A 20594-nucleotide genomic window follows, 5' to 3' on the forward strand; every position below is an offset into this window, starting at 1 on the left:
GGCTAGGCGGTTTGGGGCGTGCTCGCGGACGGGCGAGCCTGGGTGGCCAGCGCCGCGGCCAGCAGAGCCATGGTCAGCACCGCCTGCGCGACGATGCAAGGACCGATCGCGCCCTGGCCCCAGTTGGGCAAGGCGATCGACAGCATGGCGACCAGGCTGAAACTGCCCGCCAGGTTCATGCCGGCCGACAGGCCGGGACGGCCGAGGGCGGTCAGGGCCGCGCTTAGCGGTGGGGCGCAAAGCAGCAGGGTGCGGGCGATGGCCAGCCACAGCATCAGCCCGCCGGCCGCGGCGAACCCGTCGCCGCCCATCAGCCGGGCGAATGTGTCTCCGAACAGACCGAACAGGACACAGACCGGGACGGCGATAGCCATGGTCACGCCGCTGGCCCGGGCGATCGTCGAGATGACCAGCGTCGTTTGCCCCTTGGCCGCCAGCTTCGCCAGCTCGGCATAGGCCGCCTGGCCCAGGCTCTGGGCGGGTTGGGCGATCACGGTGGTGGCGCGCTGGGCGATGGCGAAGAGGCCGGCGGCGGTCGGGCCGCCCAGCCAGCCGATGGCCAGGGGCGTCGCCCGCGCGGCCAGTTCGGCGAAGGTCACGTCGGCGTTGGCGCCCAGCATGAAGCGGACGATGCCGGGGTTTTCGGCCCGCACGCCATGAAGGTCGGCGGTCACGGCCAGCCTGCGCAGCGAACTCGGCATGACGGCGAAGGCCATGATCCACATGACCGCCCATTCCAGCAACGCCGCGGCCAGCCAGGCCCACAGGAAGCCGACCAGGCCCCAGCCGCCGGCCCAGGCGACGACGGCGCCGATCAGGCGCACGACGGGCGGGACCAGGCTGTGGGCGCCCAGCAGGCCGAAGCGTCCGGTGACCTGCAGATAGCCGGCGGCCGTCGCGCGCACCGTGGCCAGCACCGCCAGGCTATAGGGCAGACTCAGTTCGATGGCGCGGGGCGACCAGCCGAGCTTGGCGCCGACCCATGGGGCCAGCAGCGCGGCGATCCCGACAGCGACCACGCCGCAGACCAGCTCCAGCGCCGTCGCGAGTTTCAAAAGGCGGCCCAGTCGCTGTTCGTCGCCGGCCAGCAGAGCCTGCGCGCCATAGCGCACCACCGCGTGCCAGCCAGGGAACTCGATAATCCCCCCGACGGCCAGCACATAGGTGTGGACCAGCACGAGAATGCCGTAGTCCTTCGGACCCAGGGCGTGGGCGGCCAGGGCGATATAGACAAGGCTGATGATCCCGGCCCCGGCCTTGCCGCTCAGGAGACGCAAGGTATTGCCGAAGATGCCGCGCAACGCGCCGCGATCCTCAGCCATTGGCGACACGGGCGAACTCGGCGATCGGCTGCAGAAGAGGCGCGGTCAGGCCCGCGAACGCCGCCACGGCCCGAGCCGCGCGACGGGCCGAGGGCTCTTCGGTCAGGTCGAAACTGTTCTCGAACTGCTCGCGCTGGACCTGGCTATAGCCGGCGGCGTGGTCGGCCGAGGCCGTTTCGAGCGCGCCGCCCAGCTGATCGACGCCGTTGATCACCCGGCCCATTTTCCAGTGTCCGAAGTTCTTGTCGTCCTGCCAGTCGTGGCCCTGCGGGTTCAGGAAGATGCAGGGACGCGAGCGCAGCAGGAACTCGTAGACCTGGCTGCTGGCGTCGCCAAGATAGATATCGGCGGCCTGGGTGTAGGTCATGGTCGTCGAGGCGCGGCTGCCCAGGTCGATATGGATGTTCGGCGCGTTCAGGTGTCGCGCCGCCATGCGGCCGGGCCGGTCGATGCGCAGCTTGTCGACGCTGATCACGAAGGGGCGCTCGAACAGCATGACATGCGGCGCGAAGATCAGCTGATACTCGGGGTGGTCGACGAACCAGTCGAGAACCTGACGGCCGACGGTGAACCACGACGACAGGTGCGGCGAGACGTGCGGGTTATACAGCACCAGCGGGCGACCGTCGTTCGGCAGCGGCCGGGTGGGCTGAGCCGAGGCCAGGTCGAATTTCGGATAGCCGACCACCGAGATCGCCTCGGGGCGCACGCCGGTGTCGCTGACCAGCCGCTCGCGAATCTTCGGACCCGAGACCAGCACATGGTCGAAGAGAGCGCTGGCGGGGTCGAAGCCGACGGCCCGGTCCCCAGCGCCGTGGCGGGTGTGAACGATTTTCAGGTTATCCAGACCGAACTTGGTCTTGAGGATCAGCGAGGTTTTCTCGGCGACCACCAGCACGTCCACCGAGCGGAAGAAGTCGAGGTTGTCGCGATAGAACAGCAGTTTCCCGGCGGGCAGCAATCGCTCCAGCATCTGGTTCGCGAGCTGGCTGGACCTGCGCGTCAGGCCCAGTTCCACGACGGGCAGGCCGGGTCGCCCCGCGCTCAATCGCGTCACTTCGGCGGTCAGCCGGGCGTTCGACGTCGCGATGATGATCTCGGCGTCGAGATTGGCGTCCAGCATCGCCAGGGCGATCGGCAGGCTGTGCGCCACCTGATGGACTTGGTCGTGATTGAAGAGGAAACAAATCCGCATACCAGTCAGACGACACCGATCGGGCGAAGCCGTACTGGTTCCTAAAAAAACCGTGACCGCGACGTCTCGCCGGGTCTCACCGTAGGGGGAAAAGCGTCAGGCGGAGCGCCCGGCCTTCGCCCCCCGCGCGCGGATCTTGCGGACGATATCGATAGCCAGACCGCGCGGCGAGGCCTTCAGCCGCTTGGCGTCGAACAGGGTCACAGGCCCGCAGGCGGCCAGGGTGTGGCGTCCGCCGGCGTAGCGGCCGGCGTCGAGCGGGGCTTTGAGGGGCGTCGTCGCCTCGGCCTCGAAACGGTCGGGGGTCAGGACGTTGACGACCAGCAGGCGCAGGTCGCCGCCATAGGTGCGGGTGCAGTCCTGGACCGGCAGATGCAGGCGGCTCTCGTGGATGAAGGGCGTGCCGCCCGGCCGGCTGCTGGCCAGGTCGATCCGCACCGGATTGCCCGGATGGGTCGTCCAGGGGCCTTCGAGGCGGTCCGCATGGGCCAGATGCAGCTTGCCCTGCTTATCACGCTGCGTGCCGTCCGGCGAATAGGCGCACCACCAGCGGCCCTCCCACTGGAAGAAGGTCGGGTCGATGGCGGGGGTGTCGAAGGCGATCTTGGCCGCCGGCTCCCAGACGTCGGGGAAGCGCTTGGCGCGATAGAGCGTGAAAGTCCCGGACCGGAAGGCCTCTGGCGTCATCCAGGTCTGGCCGTCGGCCTCGAACACCATGGGGTACGAGAGGTGCCAGGGTTCGCGGATCACCGTGCTGCGGCGGACCGGCCGATAGTCGGCGTCCAGTTCGAGATGATCGATGACGCCATGCCGTGTGCGGTAGTCGTAGGCCTCGGCGAACAGGTGCAGGCGGCCGTCGCGCCACAGGCCGAACGGATCGGCCAGGAAGGTGTAGGACGGCTCCTCTGGCAGCCAGCGCACCGGGGCGGCATGCAGGCCGCCGGCCGCGGCCACCGCCTGGATGGAGCTTTCGATCACGCCGACGCGCCAGATGTCCGAGAATAGGGGCATGCCCCTGCGCTAGCGCGAGGTCGTCCTGCTTGGCAAGCGCGGGCTTAGCGTCCGGCGGACCGCAGGCCTTGAGTCAGGGACTGTGCGGCGATGGCGGCCTGGGTGCGGTTGTGGACGTTGAGCTTGCGCATCAGCGCGGTCATGTGCGCCTTCACCGTGGCCTCGGCAATGCCGAGGTCGTGGGCGATCTGTTTGTTCAACAGTCCCAGATTGACGCCTTCCAGGACTTTCATCTGGGTCGGCGTCAGCGCGCCCAGCCCGGTCTCGATGCCTTGGTCCGCGCCGCGGATGTCCATCGTGGTCATGCGTCAACCCCTCTGTCTCTTCCCTGCGCCTCCGTGTTCGGAGGTGCGGCGACCGGCTTTCTCGCTGCCGCTGTGAGTCGGCTGGGCCCGGTTCGCCTATTTCAGATGTTAGCGTTATCTGTTGGACCAATTCAAGAGATTTTAGCAATGTGAGCGTGAACATCGCGTTGGTGTCGTCATATCTTCCAAATCTGTCATACAGGTTTTGGGGTGACGCACGGTGACGGGGCGCTGGGGTTGGCCTCGCGACGCGAATGGCCCGATGGTGGCGTCAGCAAAGGGGAGAGCGATGAGCGAAGGCCGCCTGGCTGATAGGGCCTATACGGGCATCGTCGAGATGATCAACAGCGACGGCCTGGAGGTCGGCGACCGGCTGCCGTCCGAGGCGCGGCTGGCCGAGATGTTCGGCATGTCGCGCACCGTCGTGCGCGAAGCCCTTGTGCGCCTCGCCGCCGACAGTATCACCGAGGCGCGGCGCGGCGCGGGGTCGTTCATCAAGAACCGGCCGTCGGACAAGCTGGGCGCTTACATGCCGCTGTCCGAGTTGCCGTCGACCATGGGCAGCTATGAGGTGCGCTTCGTGCTGGAGGCCGAGGCCGCGCGGCTGGCGGCGGTGCGACGCTCGGCCGAGGAGATGGTGGCGATCGAGGCGGCGCTGTCGAAGCTGCGCAGCGCCTTGATGTCCAGCGCGCCGGCCCACGCCGAGGACATGGCGTTGCATCGCGAGATCGTGCTGGCGACCGCCAACCCGGCCTTCCTTGCCGCCTTCGAGGCGCTGGAGGCCGATGTCGACCGCATCATGCGCGCCGGCGTCGACATCTCGCGGTCAAGGCCGCCGGAAGCGATCGCCGAGATGATGCGCGAGCACGAGATGATCGTCGAAGCGATCAGGGCGCAGGACGGCGACGGCGCGGCCCTGGCGATGCGCTGGCATCTATCCAGGGGGCGAAAGCGGCTCATGCCCTAGGCGCGTGGCGCTGACGGGCCGTGCTACGGTCTCCAGCCAGGTCTGCGCCAGTTCCCGCAGACGTTCGGGCGAGGTGGTCGCGTCGAGCGTGAGGATGGTCTCGTCGGCGTCCGGGCGCTCCAGGGTGGCCAACTGGCTGTCCAGCAGGCTGGCTGGCATGTAGTGGTCCGCGCGTTGGGTGAGGCGGCGCAGGAGCTCGTCCGGTTGTGCGTCCAGGAGGATGAACCGCGTGGGCGCGCCTATGGCCTCGCGCAGTCGCTCGCGATAGCCGCGTTTCAGCGCCGAGCAGGCCGCCACGACGCCGCCCTGCGTCGCCAAGGACTCGCCGATGGCCGCGCCCAGCCGGTCGAGCCAAGGCCAGCGGTCGTCATCGGACAGGGGCTGCCCCGCCCGCATCTTGGCGACGGCGCTGGCGGCGTGGAATTCGTCGCCCTCCAGGAACGGGCAATCCAGCGCGCCGGCCAGCAGGGCGCCCAGGGTCGACTTTCCGCAACCGCTGACGCCCATGACGACGACGGCGAAACCTGCGAAGCGTGCTGGGCGCGATGGCGGCAAGCGGTTTCCTCGACCGAAGGTGTCGGAGATCGACACGCCGAGGTTGGGGTTCTAGCGACGTCTCGACGGGCCGTAACTACGACCATGGTCGCGGTGGTCGCCAACGCCGACGGCTCTATCACTGGTCCCAAAGTAGATTTGGGGAGTGGCATGAGAGCGATCCTGTTGTCGGCGATCCTGGTGGCCGCGTGCCCCATCGTGGCGGAAGCCGCGGCTTCGAATTCCTTCCTGCCGAAAGCGCCGGAGGATCCCAAGGCGATTACCGTCAAGGGCGTGGGCGACGGCAAGGCCGACGACACCGACGCCGTCCAGAAGGCCATCGACGCCGCGCGCGACGGCACGGGTCATGGCCTGGTCTTCCTGCCGTCGGGTCGCTATCGCATCAGCCGAAGCCTGCTGGTGCCGCCGGGCGTCCGCGTTTTCGGCGTTGGCCCGACGCGTCCCGCCTTCGTGCTCGGCGCTAACACGCCGGGCTTCCAGGAGGGCGTGGGCACGATGGTCGTGTTCACCGGCGGCGACCAGTATCAGGTCGGCGACATCCCCGTGCCGGTGCCGACCGTTCGGCCCGCGACCGCCAAGGTCCGCGACGCCAATTCGGGCACCTTCTATTCGTCGATGAGCAATGTCGACATCGAGATCGGCGACGGCAATCCGGCCGCGGCCGGGGTCCGCTTCCGGATGGCCCAGCACGCCTTCCTCAGCCACATGGACTTCCGCCTGGGCTCGGGCTTCGCCGGCGTCTACCAGGCCGGCAACATCATGGAGGATGTGCACTTCCACGGCGGCCGCTACGGCATCGTCACCGAGAAGACCTCGCCCGCCTGGCAGTTCACCCTGGTGGACTCAACTTTCGACGGCCAGCGCGACGCGGCGATCCGCGAGCACGAGGTCGACCTGACCTTGGTCAATGTCGCGATCAGGAACACCCCGGTCGGCATCGAGATCGACAAGGGCTACAGCGACAGCCTTTGGGGCAAGAACGTCCGCTTCGAGAACGTCTCCAAGGCCGGCGTGGTCATCTCGGCGGAGGACAACGTCTTTACCCAGGTCGGCTTCGACAATGCCGTGGCGTCCAACACGCCGGTGTTCGCGCGCTTCCGCGACAGCGGCAAGACGGTGACGGGCAAGGGCAAGGCCTATCGGGTCGCCAATTTCACCTACGGCCTGACCCTGCCGGGCCTGGGGCACGTGGGCGAGTACAAGACGATCGCGGACATCGCGCCGGTGAAGGCGCTGCCGGCCGTCACGGCGCCGGCGCTGCGCGCCACACCGCCGATCGGCGAGTGGACCAACGTCAAGACGCTGGGCGTCAAGGGCGATGGCGTGACCGACGACACCATCGCGCTTCAGAAGGCCATCGACAGCCACCGGGTGCTCTACCTGCCGATCGGCTTCTACAGGGTCAGCGACACGCTGAAGCTGAAAGCCGACACCGTGCTGATCGGCCTGCATCCAGCCCTGACCCAACTGGTCATCCCGGACGGCAATTCCCGCCACGCCGGCGTCGGGGCGGTGAAGCCGATCCTGGAGACGCCGAAGGGCGGCGACAACATCCTGTCCGGCATCGGGCTCTTCACCGGCCGCATCAACCCGCGCGCCTCGGCGCTGCTGTGGCGGTCGGGCGAGAAGTCCCTGGTCACGGACGTCAAGATCATGGGCGGCGGCGGCACGCCCACCGCCGACGGCAAGCCGCTGGGCGCGGCCCAGGCCCGCAGCGGCGATCCCGTGGCCGACGGCCGCTGGGACGCTCAGTACCCCAGCATCTGGGTGACCGACGGTGGCGGCGGCACCTTCGCCAATGTCTGGAGTCCGAACACCTTCGCCTCGGCCGGGTTCTACATCAGCGACACCAAGACGCCGGGCCACATCTATGAGGTCTCGGTCGAGCACCACGTGCGCAACGAGTTCGTGCTCGACAATGTCGAGAACTGGGAGTTCCTCGCGCCGCAGACCGAGCAGGAGGTCGGCGACGGCCCCGACGCGGTGTCGCTGGAGATCCGCAACTCGAAGAACATCCTGTTCGCTAACTATCACGGCTATCGGGTGACGCGGTCGTACCACCCGGCCGAGACGGCGGTGAAGCTGTTCAACTCGACCGACATCCGCTTCCGCAACGTTCACATCAACGCCGAGAGCGGCGTGGCCCTTTGCGACACAATAGGCTGCGGCACGTATCTGCGGGCCAGCAAGTATCCGTTCGAGAACGCCATCCAGGACAAGACCCGCAAGCTGGAGGTGCGCGAGCGCGAGTTCGCGGTGCTGGATGTGAAGGATGACCAGCCGGCGCCGCCTCCGGCCAATCCGAACGTCAAGAAGCTGGAGACCGGTTTCAGGTCGATCTCGGGCGCGACGGTGGGCGCGGACGGGGCGCTGTACTTCGTCGAGAAGCGCTTCCAGCGGATCTATCGCTGGACGGCGGCCAAGGGCCTGGAGATCGTCCGCGACAGCTCGCTGGACCCGACGAACCTGGCCGTCGACCGCTCGGGCAACCTGCTCGTGGTGTCCTCGTACGGCCCGCAGGCCAGCGTCTATTCGATCGATCCGAACGGTCCCAAGGACCAGATGACGATGATCGCGCCGACGGCCGTGTCCTCGTGCGCCGGGACCAAGACGCTGCTGCCGGTCAACTGGTGGAACAATGGCGAATTCCGCGACCAGTACGACCCGGCCAGGGGCGAGTTCACGACCCTGGCGCAGATGTTCGCCCGCGATGTCGGAACGCCCAAAGCCCAGGAATATGTCTCGCCCGACGGCAGCGTCTCACTGCCGGCCTTCCGGGTCTGGCAGCAGGGGCCGCCGGACCATGTCGGCTGGCGCTGGGCCGACAGCCTGCAGACCCACGGCCTGATCGGCGGCGCGGTTGGCGAGCGCTTGTTCTTCACCAACGGCTCGGAGAACAAGACCTATAGCGGCCAAGTCGGTCCCGGGGGGACGCTGACCGATCTGAAGGTCTTCGCCAATCGCGGCGGCGAGAGCGTCGCGGTGGACGGGCAGGGCAGGGTGTTCGTCGCCAATGGTCAGATCTTCCAGTACGGCGCCGATGGCCAGCCGGCCGGTCGCATCGACGTGCCCGAGCGGCCGCTGCAACTGATCTTCGGCGGGGAGGGCGGCAAGACCCTGTTCGTCCTGACCCACCATTCGCTCTACGCTGTGAACCCTTAGGTCGCGGGTGAAGGAGGCTGCCATGAAGCATTGGCTTGTGTTGGGCGCGGCTTCGATCGCGTTGAGCTTGGCGACCGATCCCGCCTGGGCCTCGACCTCGGTCCTGGCCACGGTCCCCGACGACCCGGCCGCCATCATGGTCAAGGCCAAGGGCGACGGGAAGACCGATGACGGCGCGGCGATCCAGGCGGCGATCGACGCGGCGGCGGCCAAGCCGGGCGGCGGCCTCGTCTTCCTGCCCTCGGGGCGCTATCGGATCACCAGGACCTTGTTCCTGTGGCCGGGCGTGCGGGTGTTCGGCGTCGGCGCCACGCGGCCGCTGATCGAGCTCCCCGACGCCACGCCGGGCTTCCAGAAGGGCGTCGCTAACATGGTGATCTTCGCCGGCGCCAAGCGCGACCCGGCGGGCCGTCCGGTGGCCTTCCCGCCGCCGGGCAGCGTGCCGTTCGACAAGAACGTGCCGGATGCCAATCCCGGCACCTTCTACAGCGCGATGAGCAACATCGACTTCAAGATCGGCAAGGGCAATCCGGCCGCCACGGCGATCCGTTTCCACGCCGCCCAGCACGCCGTACTGACCCACATGGAGTTCGACATCGGCTCGGGCCTGGCGGGTCTCTACCACGTCGCCAATGAGGCCGAGGACCTGCACTTCAAGGGCGGTCGCTATGGCATCCTGGCCGAGAAACCGTCGCCGGCCTGGGGCTTCGTGCTGCTGGACTCGACCTTCGAAGGCCAGCGCGACGCGGCGATCCGCGAGCACGAGGCGGGCCTGACCCTGGTCAATGTCACGATGCGCGACACGCCGATCGGCATCGAGATCGACAAGGGCTATGGCGATTGGCTGTGGGGCAAGGACGTCCGCTTCGAGAACGTCTCCAAGACCGGCGTCGTCATTTCCAACGAGCGCAACGTCTATACCCAGGTCGGCTTCGAGAACGCCGTGGCGTCCAACACCCCGGTGTTCGCCCGCTTCCGCGACAGCGGCAAGACGGTCGCCGGCAAGGGGGCGACCTACCACGTTTCCGCCTTCAACCACGGCCTGACCGTGCCGGCGCCCGGCCAGATGGGCGAGTACCGCACGAACCTCCAGGCCGAACCCTTGAAGGCCTTTCCCAAGCCCAACGCGCCCGCGATCCGGGCGCTGCCGCCGACCGCCGATTGGACGAATGTCCGGACACAGGGCGCCAGGGGCGACAACGCCACCGACGACACCGCCGCCATCCAGAAGGCGATCGACGCCCATCGCGTGGTCTATTTCCCGACAGGCTTCTACCGCGTCACCGACACCCTGAAGCTCAAGCCCGACACCGTGCTGATCGGTCTGCATCCCAGCCTGACCCAGATCGTGTTGCCCCACGGCACGCCCGGCTATCAGGGCGTTGGCGCGCCCAAGGCCCTGGTGGAGTCGGCGAAGGGGGGCGACAATATCGTTTTCGGCCTGGGCCTCTACACCGACGGCGCCAATCCGCGCGCCACGGCGCTGCTGTGGACGGCCGGCGCGACCTCGATGGTCAACGACGTCAAGTTCCAGGGCGGCCACGGCACCAACCTGTTCGATGGGACTCGGGTCATCCCCTACAACGCCAACGGAACCGGCGACGCCGATCCGGCCAAGCGCTGGGCGGGTCAGTATCCCAGTCTGTGGGTGACCAATGGCGGCGGCGGGACGTTCTCCAATGTCTGGAGCCCCAATACCTACGCCTATACGGGCATCTACGTCTCCGACACCACGACGCCCGGCCACGTGTACCAGACGTCGGTCGAGCACCACGTGCGCACCGAGATCACGCTGAACCGCGTCGCCAACTGGGAGTTCCTGGCCCCGCAGACCGAAGAGGAGGCCGGGGAGGGCGAGGACACCGTCTCGCTGGAGATCCGCGACTCCCACAACATCCTGCTGGCCAACTATCACGGCTATCGCGTCACCCGGACGCGCAAGCCGGCGGCGGCGGCGGTGCGGGTCTATAACTCGCACGACATCCGGTTCCGTAACGTGGCGGTCAATGGCGAGAGTGGTCTGGGAACCTGCGACGAGAACGGCTGCGCGACCTTCCTGCGCCTGACCAAGTATCCCTACGAGAACGCGATCCAGGACGTCACCAACGGCCTGGAGGTGCGCGAGCGCCAGTTCGCGGTGCTGGACCTGCCGGCGGTCTCGAAGCCGGTCGCGCCCTCTGTTTTCCCGGTTGGCGCGACGGTGGAGAAGCTGGCCGACGGTTTCTACTCGCTGGGCGGCGGGGCCGTAGACGCGGCCGGGACACTGTACTTCGCCGATCGCAAACATCAGCGCATCTACAGCTGGTCGGACGCCCGCAAGCTGTCGATCGTGCGCGACAACACGCTGGATCCGGTCAACCTGGCGGTCGACGCCTCGGGCAATTTGCTGGTGCTGTCGTCGGACGGCCGCAACGGCTCGGTCTATAGCTTCAGGCCGGGCAGCCCGGACACCGAGGTGACGGTGATCCCCGCGACGCCGACCGCCGACCATACCGGCGCTGCGACCGTGCTGCCGGTCAACTGGTGGAGCAATGGCGAGTTCAAGGACCAGATCGACCCGGAGACCTACCAGTACCCGACCCTGGCCGAGCTCTTCGTCCGTGGCATGGCCGGCTCGAAGTCGCGCGAATACGTCTCGCCTGACGGCAGCCTGGTGCTGCCGGCCTACCGCGTCTTTCAGCAGGGACCGCCGGACTATCGCGGCCTGCGGTTCTCCGACTCGCTGGACACCTATGGCTTCACGACGGCGAAGCCGGGGCAGCGAGTGTTCCTGGCCAACAGCTCCGAGAACAAGACCTACAGCGGCGTGGTTGGGAAGGGCGGGGCGATCACCGACCTGAAACCCTTCGCCGACCGGGGCGGCGAGAGCGTCGCGACGGACGGCCAGGGCCGGGTCTATGTCGCCAATGGCCAGGTATTCGTCTACGCGCCGGACGGCCAGGAACTGGGGCGCGTCGACGTCCCCGAACGGCCGCTGCAGCTGCTGTTCGGCGGCCCCGACAAGCAGACTCTGTTCGTGCTGACCCACCACGCGCTCTACGCGGTTCGCCCGCGATAAAGCCCCGATGACGGACGGCAAAGCAGCCCCGGGCGCGCCGCGTGCGGGGCTGTTGGCGTTGGCCCGAAGCTCCAGCCCGCAGGGCATACGACCATGGTCGTATAGTTAGCGGTCCCATCGTCTGAGATAGTCCGATCAGACCATCGAACGATGGTCTCAATGAAAAATGGGAGGGTGTAGGATGAGCGCTGTCGGTAGCCTGCGGGGGCGATCGCCCGTTTTGAGCGTGTTGCTCGCGACCAGCGCGGTCGCGATGGTCTTGGCGGCCGGAGCGGCCAACGCCCAGACGGCGCCGGCTTCCGCCGGGGGATCGTCCGACTCGACGGCGCTGACCGAAATCATCGTCACGGGCACGCGGATCCGGTCGACCGGCTTCACCGCGCCGACTCCGACCCAGGTTCTGGGCACGGCCGACCTCGAGCGCGCCGCCCAGCCGAACATCTTCACCGCCATCACCCAGCTGCCCTCTCTGCAGGGCTCCAGCGGCGCCACCACCGGCACGTTCAGCACCTCGAGCGGTCAGCAGGGCCTGTCCTCGTTCTCGCTGCGCGGCCTTGGCACCATCCGCACCCTGACCCTGCTGGACGGCCAGCGGGTCGTGCCGGCCAATGTCACCGGCGTGCCGGACATCAGCCTGTTCCCCCAGCTGCTGGTTGAGCGGGTCGACGTGGTCACCGGGGGCGCCTCGGCCTCCTACGGCTCGGACGCCGTTGGCGGCGTGGTCAACTTCATCACCAACAAGAAGTTCGTGGGCTTCAAGGCCAACGTCATGGGTGGCGTCACCACCTATGGCGACAACCACCAGTGGCTGGCGCAGGTCGCCGCGGGCAAGAACTTCATGAATGACCGCCTGCATGTGCAGGTCAGCGGCGAATATGACTGGGAAGAAGGCGTTCCGGCGGGTGGCTTCGGCGAGGACGCGCCGGGCAGCCGCGACTGGTACACGACCGCCACCCTGGTCAATCGTGGGGTCACCAACGACGGTTCGCCTCAGTACCTCTATCGCGAGCACGCCCAAGCTTATCAGTACACCAAATATGGCCTGATCAGTAACGGCCCGCTGCAAGGCACGGCGTTCGACCAGGCCGGCAATCCGTTCCAGTTCCAGTATGGCGGTGGCGGCGTGCCGTCCAAGGCGGCCAACGGCGCGGTCAGCGGCTGCTACACGAACGGCGGCTTCTGCGTTGGCGGCGACCTGTCGGGCAATGTCGGCGTCGGCACCTCGCTGCAATCCCGGATCAAGCGGATGGGCAGCTATGGTCGCATCGGCTACGACCTGGACGACAACAACGAGATCTACGCGACCCTGAACGTCGCCCGTGTGGAAAGCAGCAACCAGCCTAACCCGGGCGCCGCCACCACCAACCTCTCGATGTCGTGCTCGAACCCGTATCTGCCGGCCTCGGTCGTGGCCGCCTGCGCGGCCAATGGCGTCACAACCTTCAACTTCGGCACCAGCAACGCGCTGCTGCCGCGGAACATCTCGGTCCATCCGACGCGGACCCAAGTCCGGGCGGTGATCGGCGCCGACGGCAAGTTCAACGCCCTGGGCAAGGAATGGCGTTACGACGCCTATTACACCCACGGCCAGAACACGACGAACATCCACGTTCGCGACATCCTGCTGATGCCGCGCTATCGCGCGGCCATCCAGGCCACGACGGTGGGCGGCCAGATCGTCTGCGCCGACCCGATCGCCCGCGCCAATGGCTGCGTGCCGATCAACATCTTCGGCGGCAAGCCGCCGAGCGAAGCGGCCCTGGCCTACATCACGCCCAAGAACGGCCCGTATCAGCACTCGGTGCAGAAACAGGACGTCGCCAGCATCAACTTCAGCGGCGAGCCCTTCTCGCTGTGGGCCGGTCCGGTGTCGCTGGCCTTCGGCGGCGAGTGGCGCAAGGAGCAGTACCACGTCAAAGGCGACCCCTACGGCGATGGCAACACGGACTCGCCCAACACCGCGGACTATCCCGCCGACCCGGTCCTGACCGCGTCGGGCTCCAACTGGTTCGCGGGCAACTACCACTCCGGCGCCGGCGAGTATTCGGTCAAGGAAGCCTATGCCGAAGTGAACATCCCGCTGGTCAATTCGGAAGCGGCGGGCAGGGCCAATCTCAACATGGCCGGCCGCTGGACCGACTACAGCACCTCCGGCACCGTCTACACCTGGAAGGTCGGGGCCACCTGGGATACGCCGATCGATGGCGTCCGCCTGCGGGCCGTCACCTCGCGGGACGTCCGCGCGCCGAACCTGTCGGAACTGTTCGCCGCGCCGGTGACGACCACGCTGCCGAACTTCACCGTCCCCTCAAACGGCACGCCCCCAGCCGGCCAGCCCTCGGGCGGCGCGCTGACGGTTCTGCAGAATGTGGTGGGGAACCCGGACCTGAAGCCGGAAATCGCCAAGAACGTGACCATCGGCGCGGTGCTGTCGAACCCGCAATGGCTGCCGGGCTTCAGCGTTTCGGTCGACTGGTACAACATCGTCCTCAATGGGGGCATCTCCAGCCTGGGCGCTCAGCAGATCGTCAACTTCTGCTATGCGGGCATGACCCAGTTCTGTGGCGCCTTCAATTTCAGCCCCTCTGGCGGCGCGACGGCCTTCGTCAACTCGCAGACGTTCAATCTGGCTTCGATCAAGACCAGCGGCTTCGACATCGAGAGCAGCTACCGCTTCGAACTGCCCAGCGTTCCGGGCCGCTTCACGGTCCGTGGCCTGGCCACCAACACCCACAAGTTCGTCACCAACCCCGGCATCCCCGGCGCGGTCGCCGTCGACTCGGCCGGCCAGAACTCTGGCGCCACGCCGGACTGGAAGTTCCTGGCCATTCAGTCCTGGGACACCGACCGCTTCGCCTTCAGCGTTCAGGAGCGCTGGTTCAGCGACGGCAGGTTCGGCGGCACGACCACCGACTACGTCGAATGCAAGGTCGGTAGCTGCCCAGTCTCGACCGGCAGCAACCCGACCATCGACTACAACCACATGAGCGGCGCGACCTACGTCGACATCAGCGCCTCGTACAAGTTCGGCAAGGGGCTGCAGATCTACGGCAAGGTCGACAACCTGCTGGACCGCGATCCGACGCCGTCGCCGCAGACCAACACCGGCCTGGACGCCAACCCGGCGCTCTATGACCTGCTGGGCCGCTTCTACCACGTCGGTCTGCGTTACGCATTCTAGACCCTGTCTCCGCCTCTCCTTCCCCAGGGCGGCCTCGCCCGGGCCCGAATCCGGCCAAGCGCCGGATCGTGGCTCGGGCGTCTTTCTTTGCGCTACAGACTGAAACCGGCTGGGGCGCCCGAGGCGGCCCAGCCGGGGAGATCGAGTTGATGATTCTGGTGACGAGAGAGATCAGCATAGGGGGCGCCCGTTGAGCAGGCCGGACCGCCTCCGGGACGCCACCATGGCCGACGTCGCCGAACGGGCGGGCGTCTCGCGGATGACCGTGTCACGGGTCATCAACGACGGCGCCAAGGTCCGTGACGCCACCCGGCGGGCGGTGCTCGACGCCATCCGCGACCTGAATTTCCAACCTAACCAGGCGGCCCGCAATCTGGTCACGGCCGGCGAGCTGCGCATCGGCGTCGTCTATTCCAATCCCAGCGCCGCGTTCATGAGCGACTTCCTGGTCGGTGTGTTCGAGGAGGCCACCAGCGCCGGCGCGCGGCTGATCCTGGTTCGCGGCGAGAACGGGGCTGTCCCTTCGCTCCACGAGCTGCGGCCACTGCTGAACGGCGGCGTTCATGGCGTGGTGCTGGCGCCGCCGCTCGGCGAGTCCGCCGTGGTGCTGGATGTCCTGCGCGCCGCCAATCTGCCCGTCGCCGTGGTCGCCGCGGGCCGTCCCCCGATGGACGCGATCAATGTCCGGATCGATGATCGTCAGGCTAGCCAGGCCATGACCCGGCATCTTCTGGATCTGGGTCATCGCCGGATCGGCTTCATCGTCGGCAACCCCAACCAGACCGCCAGCGCCGCGCGCCTGGACGGCGCCCGGGCGGCCATCGCGACCGTCGAAGGCGCCGAGCTTGTCCTGGCGCACGGCGCGTTCACCTACGACTCGGGTCTGCGCGCCGCCGAGGCGCTGCTGGACGGCGACCGGCTGCCGACCGCCATCTTCGCCAGCAACGACGACATGGCCGCCGCGGCCGTGTCGGTCGCTCACCGCCGACACCTGGACGTGCCGGGCGACCTGACCATCGTCGGGTTCGACGACACGACCGTGGCCACTACGTTGTGGCCGCCGCTGACCACCATTCGCCAGCCCGTCCGCCAGATGGCCGCGGTGGCCCTCGATCTTCTGCTGCGCGCGTTGCGTTCGCCCGCGCCCTCGGCGGAGGTCTATGCGGATCACGTGCTGGACCATGTACTGATCCAGCGGGACTCTACCGCTCCTCCCCGACGTCCTGACAAGAGGCCCTCGAATGTCTGATCCGTCTCCCGATCTGGAAGTCGCGACCGTCCGGCGGGTCACCGCGCGGCTGATGCCGCTGTTCTGCCTGATGTACCTGATCGCCTATATCGACCGGCAGAACGTCTCCTACGCCAAGCTGGACATGGTTCAGGCCCTGGGTCTCAGCGAAGCCTCCTATGGCCTTGGCGCGTCTCTGTTCTTCATCGGCTACTTCCTGTTCGAGGCGCCGTCGAACCTGATCCTGGCCAAGGTGGGAGCGCGGGTATGGTTCGCGCGGATCATGTTCACGTGGGGTCTGGTCACTCTGGCCCTGGGCTTCACCCAGAACGCGACGATGTTCTACGTGCTGCGCTTCCTGCTCGGGGTCACCGAGGCGGGGTTCTTCCCCGGCGTGCTCTATGTCCTGACGCTTTGGTATCCTCAATCGCACCGGGCGCGGATGGTGGGACTGTTCATGATCGCCAGCGCCATCGCCAACGCCGTCGGCGCGGTCGTGGGCGGCCTGCTGCTCGATCTGGACGGCCTGCTGGGACTGGCCGGCTGGCAGTGGGTGTTCCTGGCCACCGGCGCGCCGGCGATCCTCCTGACGCCCTACGTGCTGTGGAAGCTGCCCAATGGCCCGGCCCATGCCCGTTGGCTGCCGGACGACCAGAAGGCTTGGCTCGCCAAGGTGCTCGACACCGAGCGGGGCGGGGTGGTCGACGACCATCGCGGCGCCTGGAAGGCGATGTTCGATCCGCGCGTTCTGCTGCTGGCCGGCCTCTACATCGGCATGCCGCTGGGGGCCTACGGTCTGAGCTACTGGCTGCCGACCATCGTCAAGTCGTTCGGCGTCTCCAATACGACAAACGGTCTGATCAACGTCATTCCCTGGCTGATGGTCGCCGTGGCGCTTTGGGCGGTGCCGCGCCATGCCGCGCGCCATGGGGCCAGCGCCTGGCATATCGCCGGACCGGTTCTGCTGGGCGCCCTCTGTCTCGTCCTCAGCGTGATCCTGCCCGGCCCGGTGCTGAAGTTCGCCGCGTTGTGCATCGCCGCGCCGGCCATCTTCGCCGCCCAGCCGGTGTTCTGGAGCCTGCCGCCGAGCTTCCTCAGCGGTCCCAGAGCGGCGGCCGGCATCGCGGCGATCAACGCGATCGGCAATCTGGGCGGCTTCATCGCCCAGAACATGGTGCCGATGGTGCGCGACGCCACCGGCAGCAACCTAGCGCCCATGCTGGCCCTGGCGGCCGTGCTGCTGGTGACCAGTCTGCTGATCTTCTACGCCATGCGGAAGCTGGGTCGGCGGGCATGAGTGTTGGACGATCGCAAACTCCTGGCGCTCGGCCTGTCGCGACGCGCTGAGCTCCAGGCGCGGGCCAAGTCGCCGTCCTGGGGCGCGCCGCCCGGAGTCGGCCGACGGTCTTCGCCCGCCGACGCGCCGGCGGCGGGGAAGGGCTCCCTGATCTCATTTGGTATAGTCCAAAAGTAGAGTTTCTCGCTGATCTCGCGGAGATGACGAGGCATAGCGCGCACGCGCCTGCCAGCATGTCTGGTGGAGGAGGCGTCGCCTGGGCATGGATGTCGCGGCGCGGTGTTCATCCGTATGCGATGAAATTCGCCTGTGAGGGCCCATTCGATCGGATCCTGGGTCTCAGCTTGAGCTTGCGGCAAGGGCCGTTACTGGCGCGTCAGCCAGGGGGGCGGAATTTCCGGGGCTTCGACGCCGACTGTCACGCTGATGTCGTGGCAAGCGCTTAAAGCGCTCTGGTCCATACCAGTTGGGGCAGGGGAACCAATCATGTCGACGCTATATCCCGTTCGAGCCGCGCGCCCGAACCTGAAGAGCTTTTTGTTGGCGACCGTCGCGGCTCTGGCCGTTGGCGCTCATTCATCGGCCGCGTTCGCGCAACAGACCGCCAATGAATCGGCCTCGGCCGACACGGTCGACGCGGTCGTCGTCACCGGCTTCCGCAAGTCGCTGAGCGACGCGCGCGCCATCAAGCGCGACTCGGTCATCCAGAAGGACGTGATCGTCGCCGAGGACATGGCAAAGTTCCCGGAACTGAACCTGGCCGAGTCGCTGCAGCGCCTGCCGGGCGTGCAGATCACCCGCGAGGCCGGCGAAGGTCGCCGCATCTCGCTGCGGGGCCTGGGTCCCGACTTCGCGCGCGTGCAGCTGAACGGCATGGAAGTGCTGGGCAATGTCGACTCGGCGCAGGACAGCCGCGGCCAGCGCTCGCGCGACCGCGCCTTCGACTTCAACATCTTCGCTTCGGAACTGTTCTCGAAGGTCGAGGTCGAGAAGACCTTCCAGGCCGCCCAGAACGAGGGCGGCATGGCCGGCACGGTCGGCCTGTTCACCGGCAAGCCGTTCGACTACGCGCCCGGCGCCAAGGGCGCCATCTCGGTCAAGGCCGGCACCAACCAATATACCAAGGACACCCAGCCGCGCGTCGCCGGCCTGTTCAGCTACAACTGGGACAACAGGTTCGGCGTGGCGGTGTCGGTCGCCTACAGCAAGCGCGAGACCACCGAGCAAGGTCACAACACCTATAACTACGACAAGCTCAGCGCCTCTGACATGGGCAAGCTGGTCGCCAACGGCTTGGACATCTCCCACCTGTCCGCCGCGCAGCAGAGCAAGTTCCTTTCCGGCGACCTGTATATCGCGGACGGCAACCGCATCTCCTCCTGGAACTCAAAGGCCGAGCGCCTGGGTCTGACGGGCGCCGTGCAGTGGAAGCCGGCGGACAATCTCCTCCTGACGCTGGACGTGTTGCACGGCGAGTTCACGACCCACCGCAACGAATATCACCTGGCCACGCGGCCGCTGGGGTCGGGGACGAAGTCCTTCGCGTTCGACACCCCGGCGGGCGGCGTCTGGCCGTCGCAGTTCCAGAAGGGTTCGGTGCTCAACAACCTGGCGTGGGACAGCAGCAACTACGTCACCATGACCGATGTCACGGGCACGACCTTCGGCAGCGAGCATCGCCGGTCGTTGAACGAAAACCGCTTCAACCAGGTCGCGCTGACCGGCAAGTGGGACCTGTCCGATCGCCTCAAGATCGATGGTCACGTCGGCTACGAGAAGTCGACCTACAAGACCCCCTATGACGACAAGCTGTATATGCGCGCCAAAGGCAATATGGTCGCCAACTATGGCGCTGATGGCCAATCGGCGACGTTCTCCTACCCGAATTTCGACGCCACCAACCCGGCCAACTACGCGTTGGATTCCTTCTATTATCGCGGCTTCAACAACCAGTCGGAGCTGAAGGAAGGCGTTCTGAACGTCCAGTATGCGCTGAACGACGTGTGGACCCTGCGCGCTGGCGTGGCCTACCACAAGTTCACGCAAGGCGGCCGGGACCTGTTCTATGACGACAACGTCAATGGAACCCGGTCCAAGATGCGCGGCAAGTCGGTCGCCGACGTCACCACCGTCTTCACCAACGAGTTCGGTTCGTGGCTGGTTGGCGACTATGACAAGACCTTCGCCAAGTTCAACGAGTACCACCGGTTCGGCCCCAACAAGGACGGCACGGGCGGCGCGCTGCAGGACATCGAGAACGTCTACGAGACCTCGGAAGCGACCGTGTCCGAGTACGTGCAGGCGGACTGGGACAGCGACCTTTTCGGCAAGCGCTTCCGCGGCAATATCGGCCTGCGCGGCTATCAGACCGACACTCACGGCACCGGCTGGATCCAGGGCGACGCTTACGCCTATCTGGGCACGACGGACGTGAAGGGCAGCTATGACGGCGTGCTGCCGGCCATGAACTCGGTTCTGGAACTGACGCCGCAGGTGATGGTGCGCTTCTCCGCCACGCAAAACCTGAACCGTCCGGGTCTGGGCTCGATGGCGGCCAAGGGCAGCGCGTTCCAGGCCGACAGCGGCGATATCACGGCGTCGCGCGGCAACCCCAACCTGAAGCCCTACAAGGACAGCACGCTGGACCTGGCGGCGGAATACTACTTCGGCCAGGACGGGTTGCTGTCGGCGAGCGTGTTCCACAAGAGCCTGAAGAACTTCATCGGCACGCAGACGCTCGAGAAGATCCCGTTCAGCCAGACGGGCGTGCCCTACACCACGATCCCGGGTGCGACGGCCAACACGATCGTCAAAGAGTTCGAGATGCCGGTCAATATCGCCGGTACGAAGCAACTGACGGGTGTGGAACTGGCCGCGCAGGGGCAATTCTCGTTCCTGCCGGCGCCGTTCGACAAGCTGGGCGCGGTGGTGAACTATACCTATGTGGACGCCGACGAGGCGCTCACCGGCATCTCGAACACCAGCTATAACGCCACGCTCTACTATGAAACCGAGCGCTGGGGCCTGCGGGGCTCCTTGAGCCATCGCAACAAGTGGTTCACCGGCCACAGCGACAGCCTGATGAGCGCCAGCACGCGCGGGTTCCAGGGATCCACCTATGTGGACGCCTCGGCCTTCCTCAACGTCTCGAGCGCGCTCCAGCTCACGCTGAACGCGATCAACCTGACGAACCAGAAGGACACCCAGTTCTGGGGTCAGAACGAGTATCTCTATAACCAGACCCAGAGCGGTGCGACCTACATGGTCGGTCTTCGCTACAAGTTCTAAGACGATTAAACTTGGTCAATACCGC

12 protein-coding genes are annotated in these 20594 nt (G+C 66.9%); 7 read left to right on the top strand and 5 right to left on the bottom strand.

Features of this window, described 5'->3' with window-relative positions; translation table 11 throughout:
- Positions 1 to 2 precede the first annotated feature (2 nt).
- From AC07R7_RS18770 to AC07R7_RS18785, 4 genes are all read right to left on the bottom strand, one after another.
- Entirely contained in the window at positions 3 to 1322 is a 1320-nt protein-coding gene (locus tag AC07R7_RS18770) for a lipopolysaccharide biosynthesis protein (protein WP_494636237.1), read from the bottom strand.
- Positions 1315 to 2475, bottom strand: a complete 1161-nt coding sequence (locus AC07R7_RS18775; protein WP_494636238.1) for a CDP-glycerol glycerophosphotransferase family protein — start codon at positions 2473 to 2475, stop codon at positions 1315 to 1317. The genes AC07R7_RS18770 and AC07R7_RS18775 overlap by 8 nt, the downstream gene beginning before the upstream one ends.
- A 138-nt stretch (positions 2476 to 2613) precedes the next feature.
- Positions 2614 to 3528, bottom strand: coding sequence for a glucosamine inositolphosphorylceramide transferase family protein (locus AC07R7_RS18780; protein WP_494636239.1), 915 nt, complete (start codon positions 3526 to 3528; stop codon positions 2614 to 2616).
- A gap of 44 nt (positions 3529 to 3572) precedes the next feature.
- Positions 3573 to 3833 (bottom strand): response regulator transcription factor, encoded by a 261-nt coding sequence (locus AC07R7_RS18785; RefSeq protein WP_492838246.1) that lies wholly within the window; start codon positions 3831 to 3833, stop codon positions 3573 to 3575.
- A gap of 289 nt (positions 3834 to 4122) precedes the next feature.
- Between AC07R7_RS18785 and AC07R7_RS18790 the strand changes: the two genes are divergently transcribed.
- A complete protein-coding gene (locus AC07R7_RS18790) occupies positions 4123 to 4800 on the top strand; it encodes a FadR/GntR family transcriptional regulator (RefSeq protein ID WP_494636240.1) in 678 nt (225 codons plus the stop codon).
- On the opposite strand, the gene AC07R7_RS18795 is transcribed toward AC07R7_RS18790, so the two are convergent.
- On the bottom strand, positions 4768 to 5355 hold the full coding sequence (locus tag AC07R7_RS18795) for a gluconokinase (RefSeq protein ID WP_494636241.1): 588 nt from the start codon (positions 5353 to 5355) through the stop codon (positions 4768 to 4770). The genes AC07R7_RS18790 and AC07R7_RS18795 overlap by 33 nt on opposite strands.
- A gap of 150 nt (positions 5356 to 5505) precedes the next feature.
- Between AC07R7_RS18795 and AC07R7_RS18800 the strand changes: the two genes are divergently transcribed.
- From AC07R7_RS18800 to AC07R7_RS18825, 6 genes are all read left to right on the top strand, one after another.
- On the top strand, positions 5506 to 8517 hold the full coding sequence (locus tag AC07R7_RS18800) for a glycosyl hydrolase family 28-related protein (RefSeq protein ID WP_494636242.1): 3012 nt from the start codon (positions 5506 to 5508) through the stop codon (positions 8515 to 8517).
- Positions 8518 to 8539: 22 nt separating this feature from the next.
- Entirely contained in the window at positions 8540 to 11575 is a 3036-nt protein-coding gene (locus tag AC07R7_RS18805; RefSeq protein WP_494636243.1) for a glycosyl hydrolase family 28-related protein, read from the top strand.
- 181 nt (positions 11576 to 11756) lie between these two features.
- The gene (locus AC07R7_RS18810; RefSeq protein WP_494636244.1) at positions 11757 to 14756 is read left to right on the top strand and encodes a TonB-dependent receptor plug domain-containing protein; all 3000 of its coding nucleotides are present in this window, start codon (positions 11757 to 11759) and stop codon (positions 14754 to 14756) included.
- Between the two features lie 190 nt (positions 14757 to 14946).
- Positions 14947 to 16005 (top strand): LacI family DNA-binding transcriptional regulator, encoded by a 1059-nt coding sequence (locus tag AC07R7_RS18815; RefSeq protein ID WP_494636245.1) that lies wholly within the window; start codon positions 14947 to 14949, stop codon positions 16003 to 16005.
- A complete protein-coding gene (locus tag AC07R7_RS18820; RefSeq protein ID WP_492884791.1) occupies positions 15998 to 17281 on the top strand; it encodes an MFS transporter in 1284 nt (427 codons plus the stop codon). Before AC07R7_RS18815 ends, AC07R7_RS18820 begins: the two co-directional genes overlap by 8 nt.
- Positions 17282 to 17767: 486 nt before the next feature.
- Positions 17768 to 20569 carry a TonB-dependent receptor gene (locus AC07R7_RS18825; protein ID WP_492884793.1) on the top strand — a complete coding sequence of 934 codons (2802 nt, stop codon included), beginning with the start codon at positions 17768 to 17770 and terminating at the stop codon, positions 20567 to 20569.
- Positions 20570 to 20594 lie beyond the last annotated feature (25 nt).

The sequence above is a fragment of the Caulobacter sp. GW821-FHT05F04 genome, assembly GCF_059419665.1.

Bases quoted from the DNA above. Each gene is read 5' to 3' on its own strand.
- AC07R7_RS18770 (WP_494636237.1), bottom strand. From the start codon at position 1,322: ATGGCTGAGGATCGCGGCGCGTTGCGCGGCATCTTCGGCAATACCTTG.
- AC07R7_RS18780 (WP_494636239.1), bottom strand. From the start codon at position 3,528: ATGCCCCTATTCTCGGACATCTGGCGCGTCGGCGTGATCGAAAGCTCC.
- AC07R7_RS18785 (WP_492838246.1), bottom strand. From the start codon at position 3,833: ATGACCACGATGGACATCCGCGGCGCGGACCAAGGCATCGAGACCGGG.
- AC07R7_RS18790 (WP_494636240.1), top strand. From the start codon at position 4,123: ATGAGCGAAGGCCGCCTGGCTGATAGGGCCTATACGGGCATCGTCGAG.
- AC07R7_RS18800 (WP_494636242.1), top strand. From the start codon at position 5,506: ATGAGAGCGATCCTGTTGTCGGCGATCCTGGTGGCCGCGTGCCCCATC.
- AC07R7_RS18805 (WP_494636243.1), top strand. From the start codon at position 8,540: ATGAAGCATTGGCTTGTGTTGGGCGCGGCTTCGATCGCGTTGAGCTTG.
- AC07R7_RS18810 (WP_494636244.1), top strand. From the start codon at position 11,757: ATGAGCGCTGTCGGTAGCCTGCGGGGGCGATCGCCCGTTTTGAGCGTG.
- AC07R7_RS18820 (WP_492884791.1), top strand. From the start codon at position 15,998: ATGTCTGATCCGTCTCCCGATCTGGAAGTCGCGACCGTCCGGCGGGTC.
- AC07R7_RS18825 (WP_492884793.1), top strand. From the start codon at position 17,768: ATGTCGACGCTATATCCCGTTCGAGCCGCGCGCCCGAACCTGAAGAGC.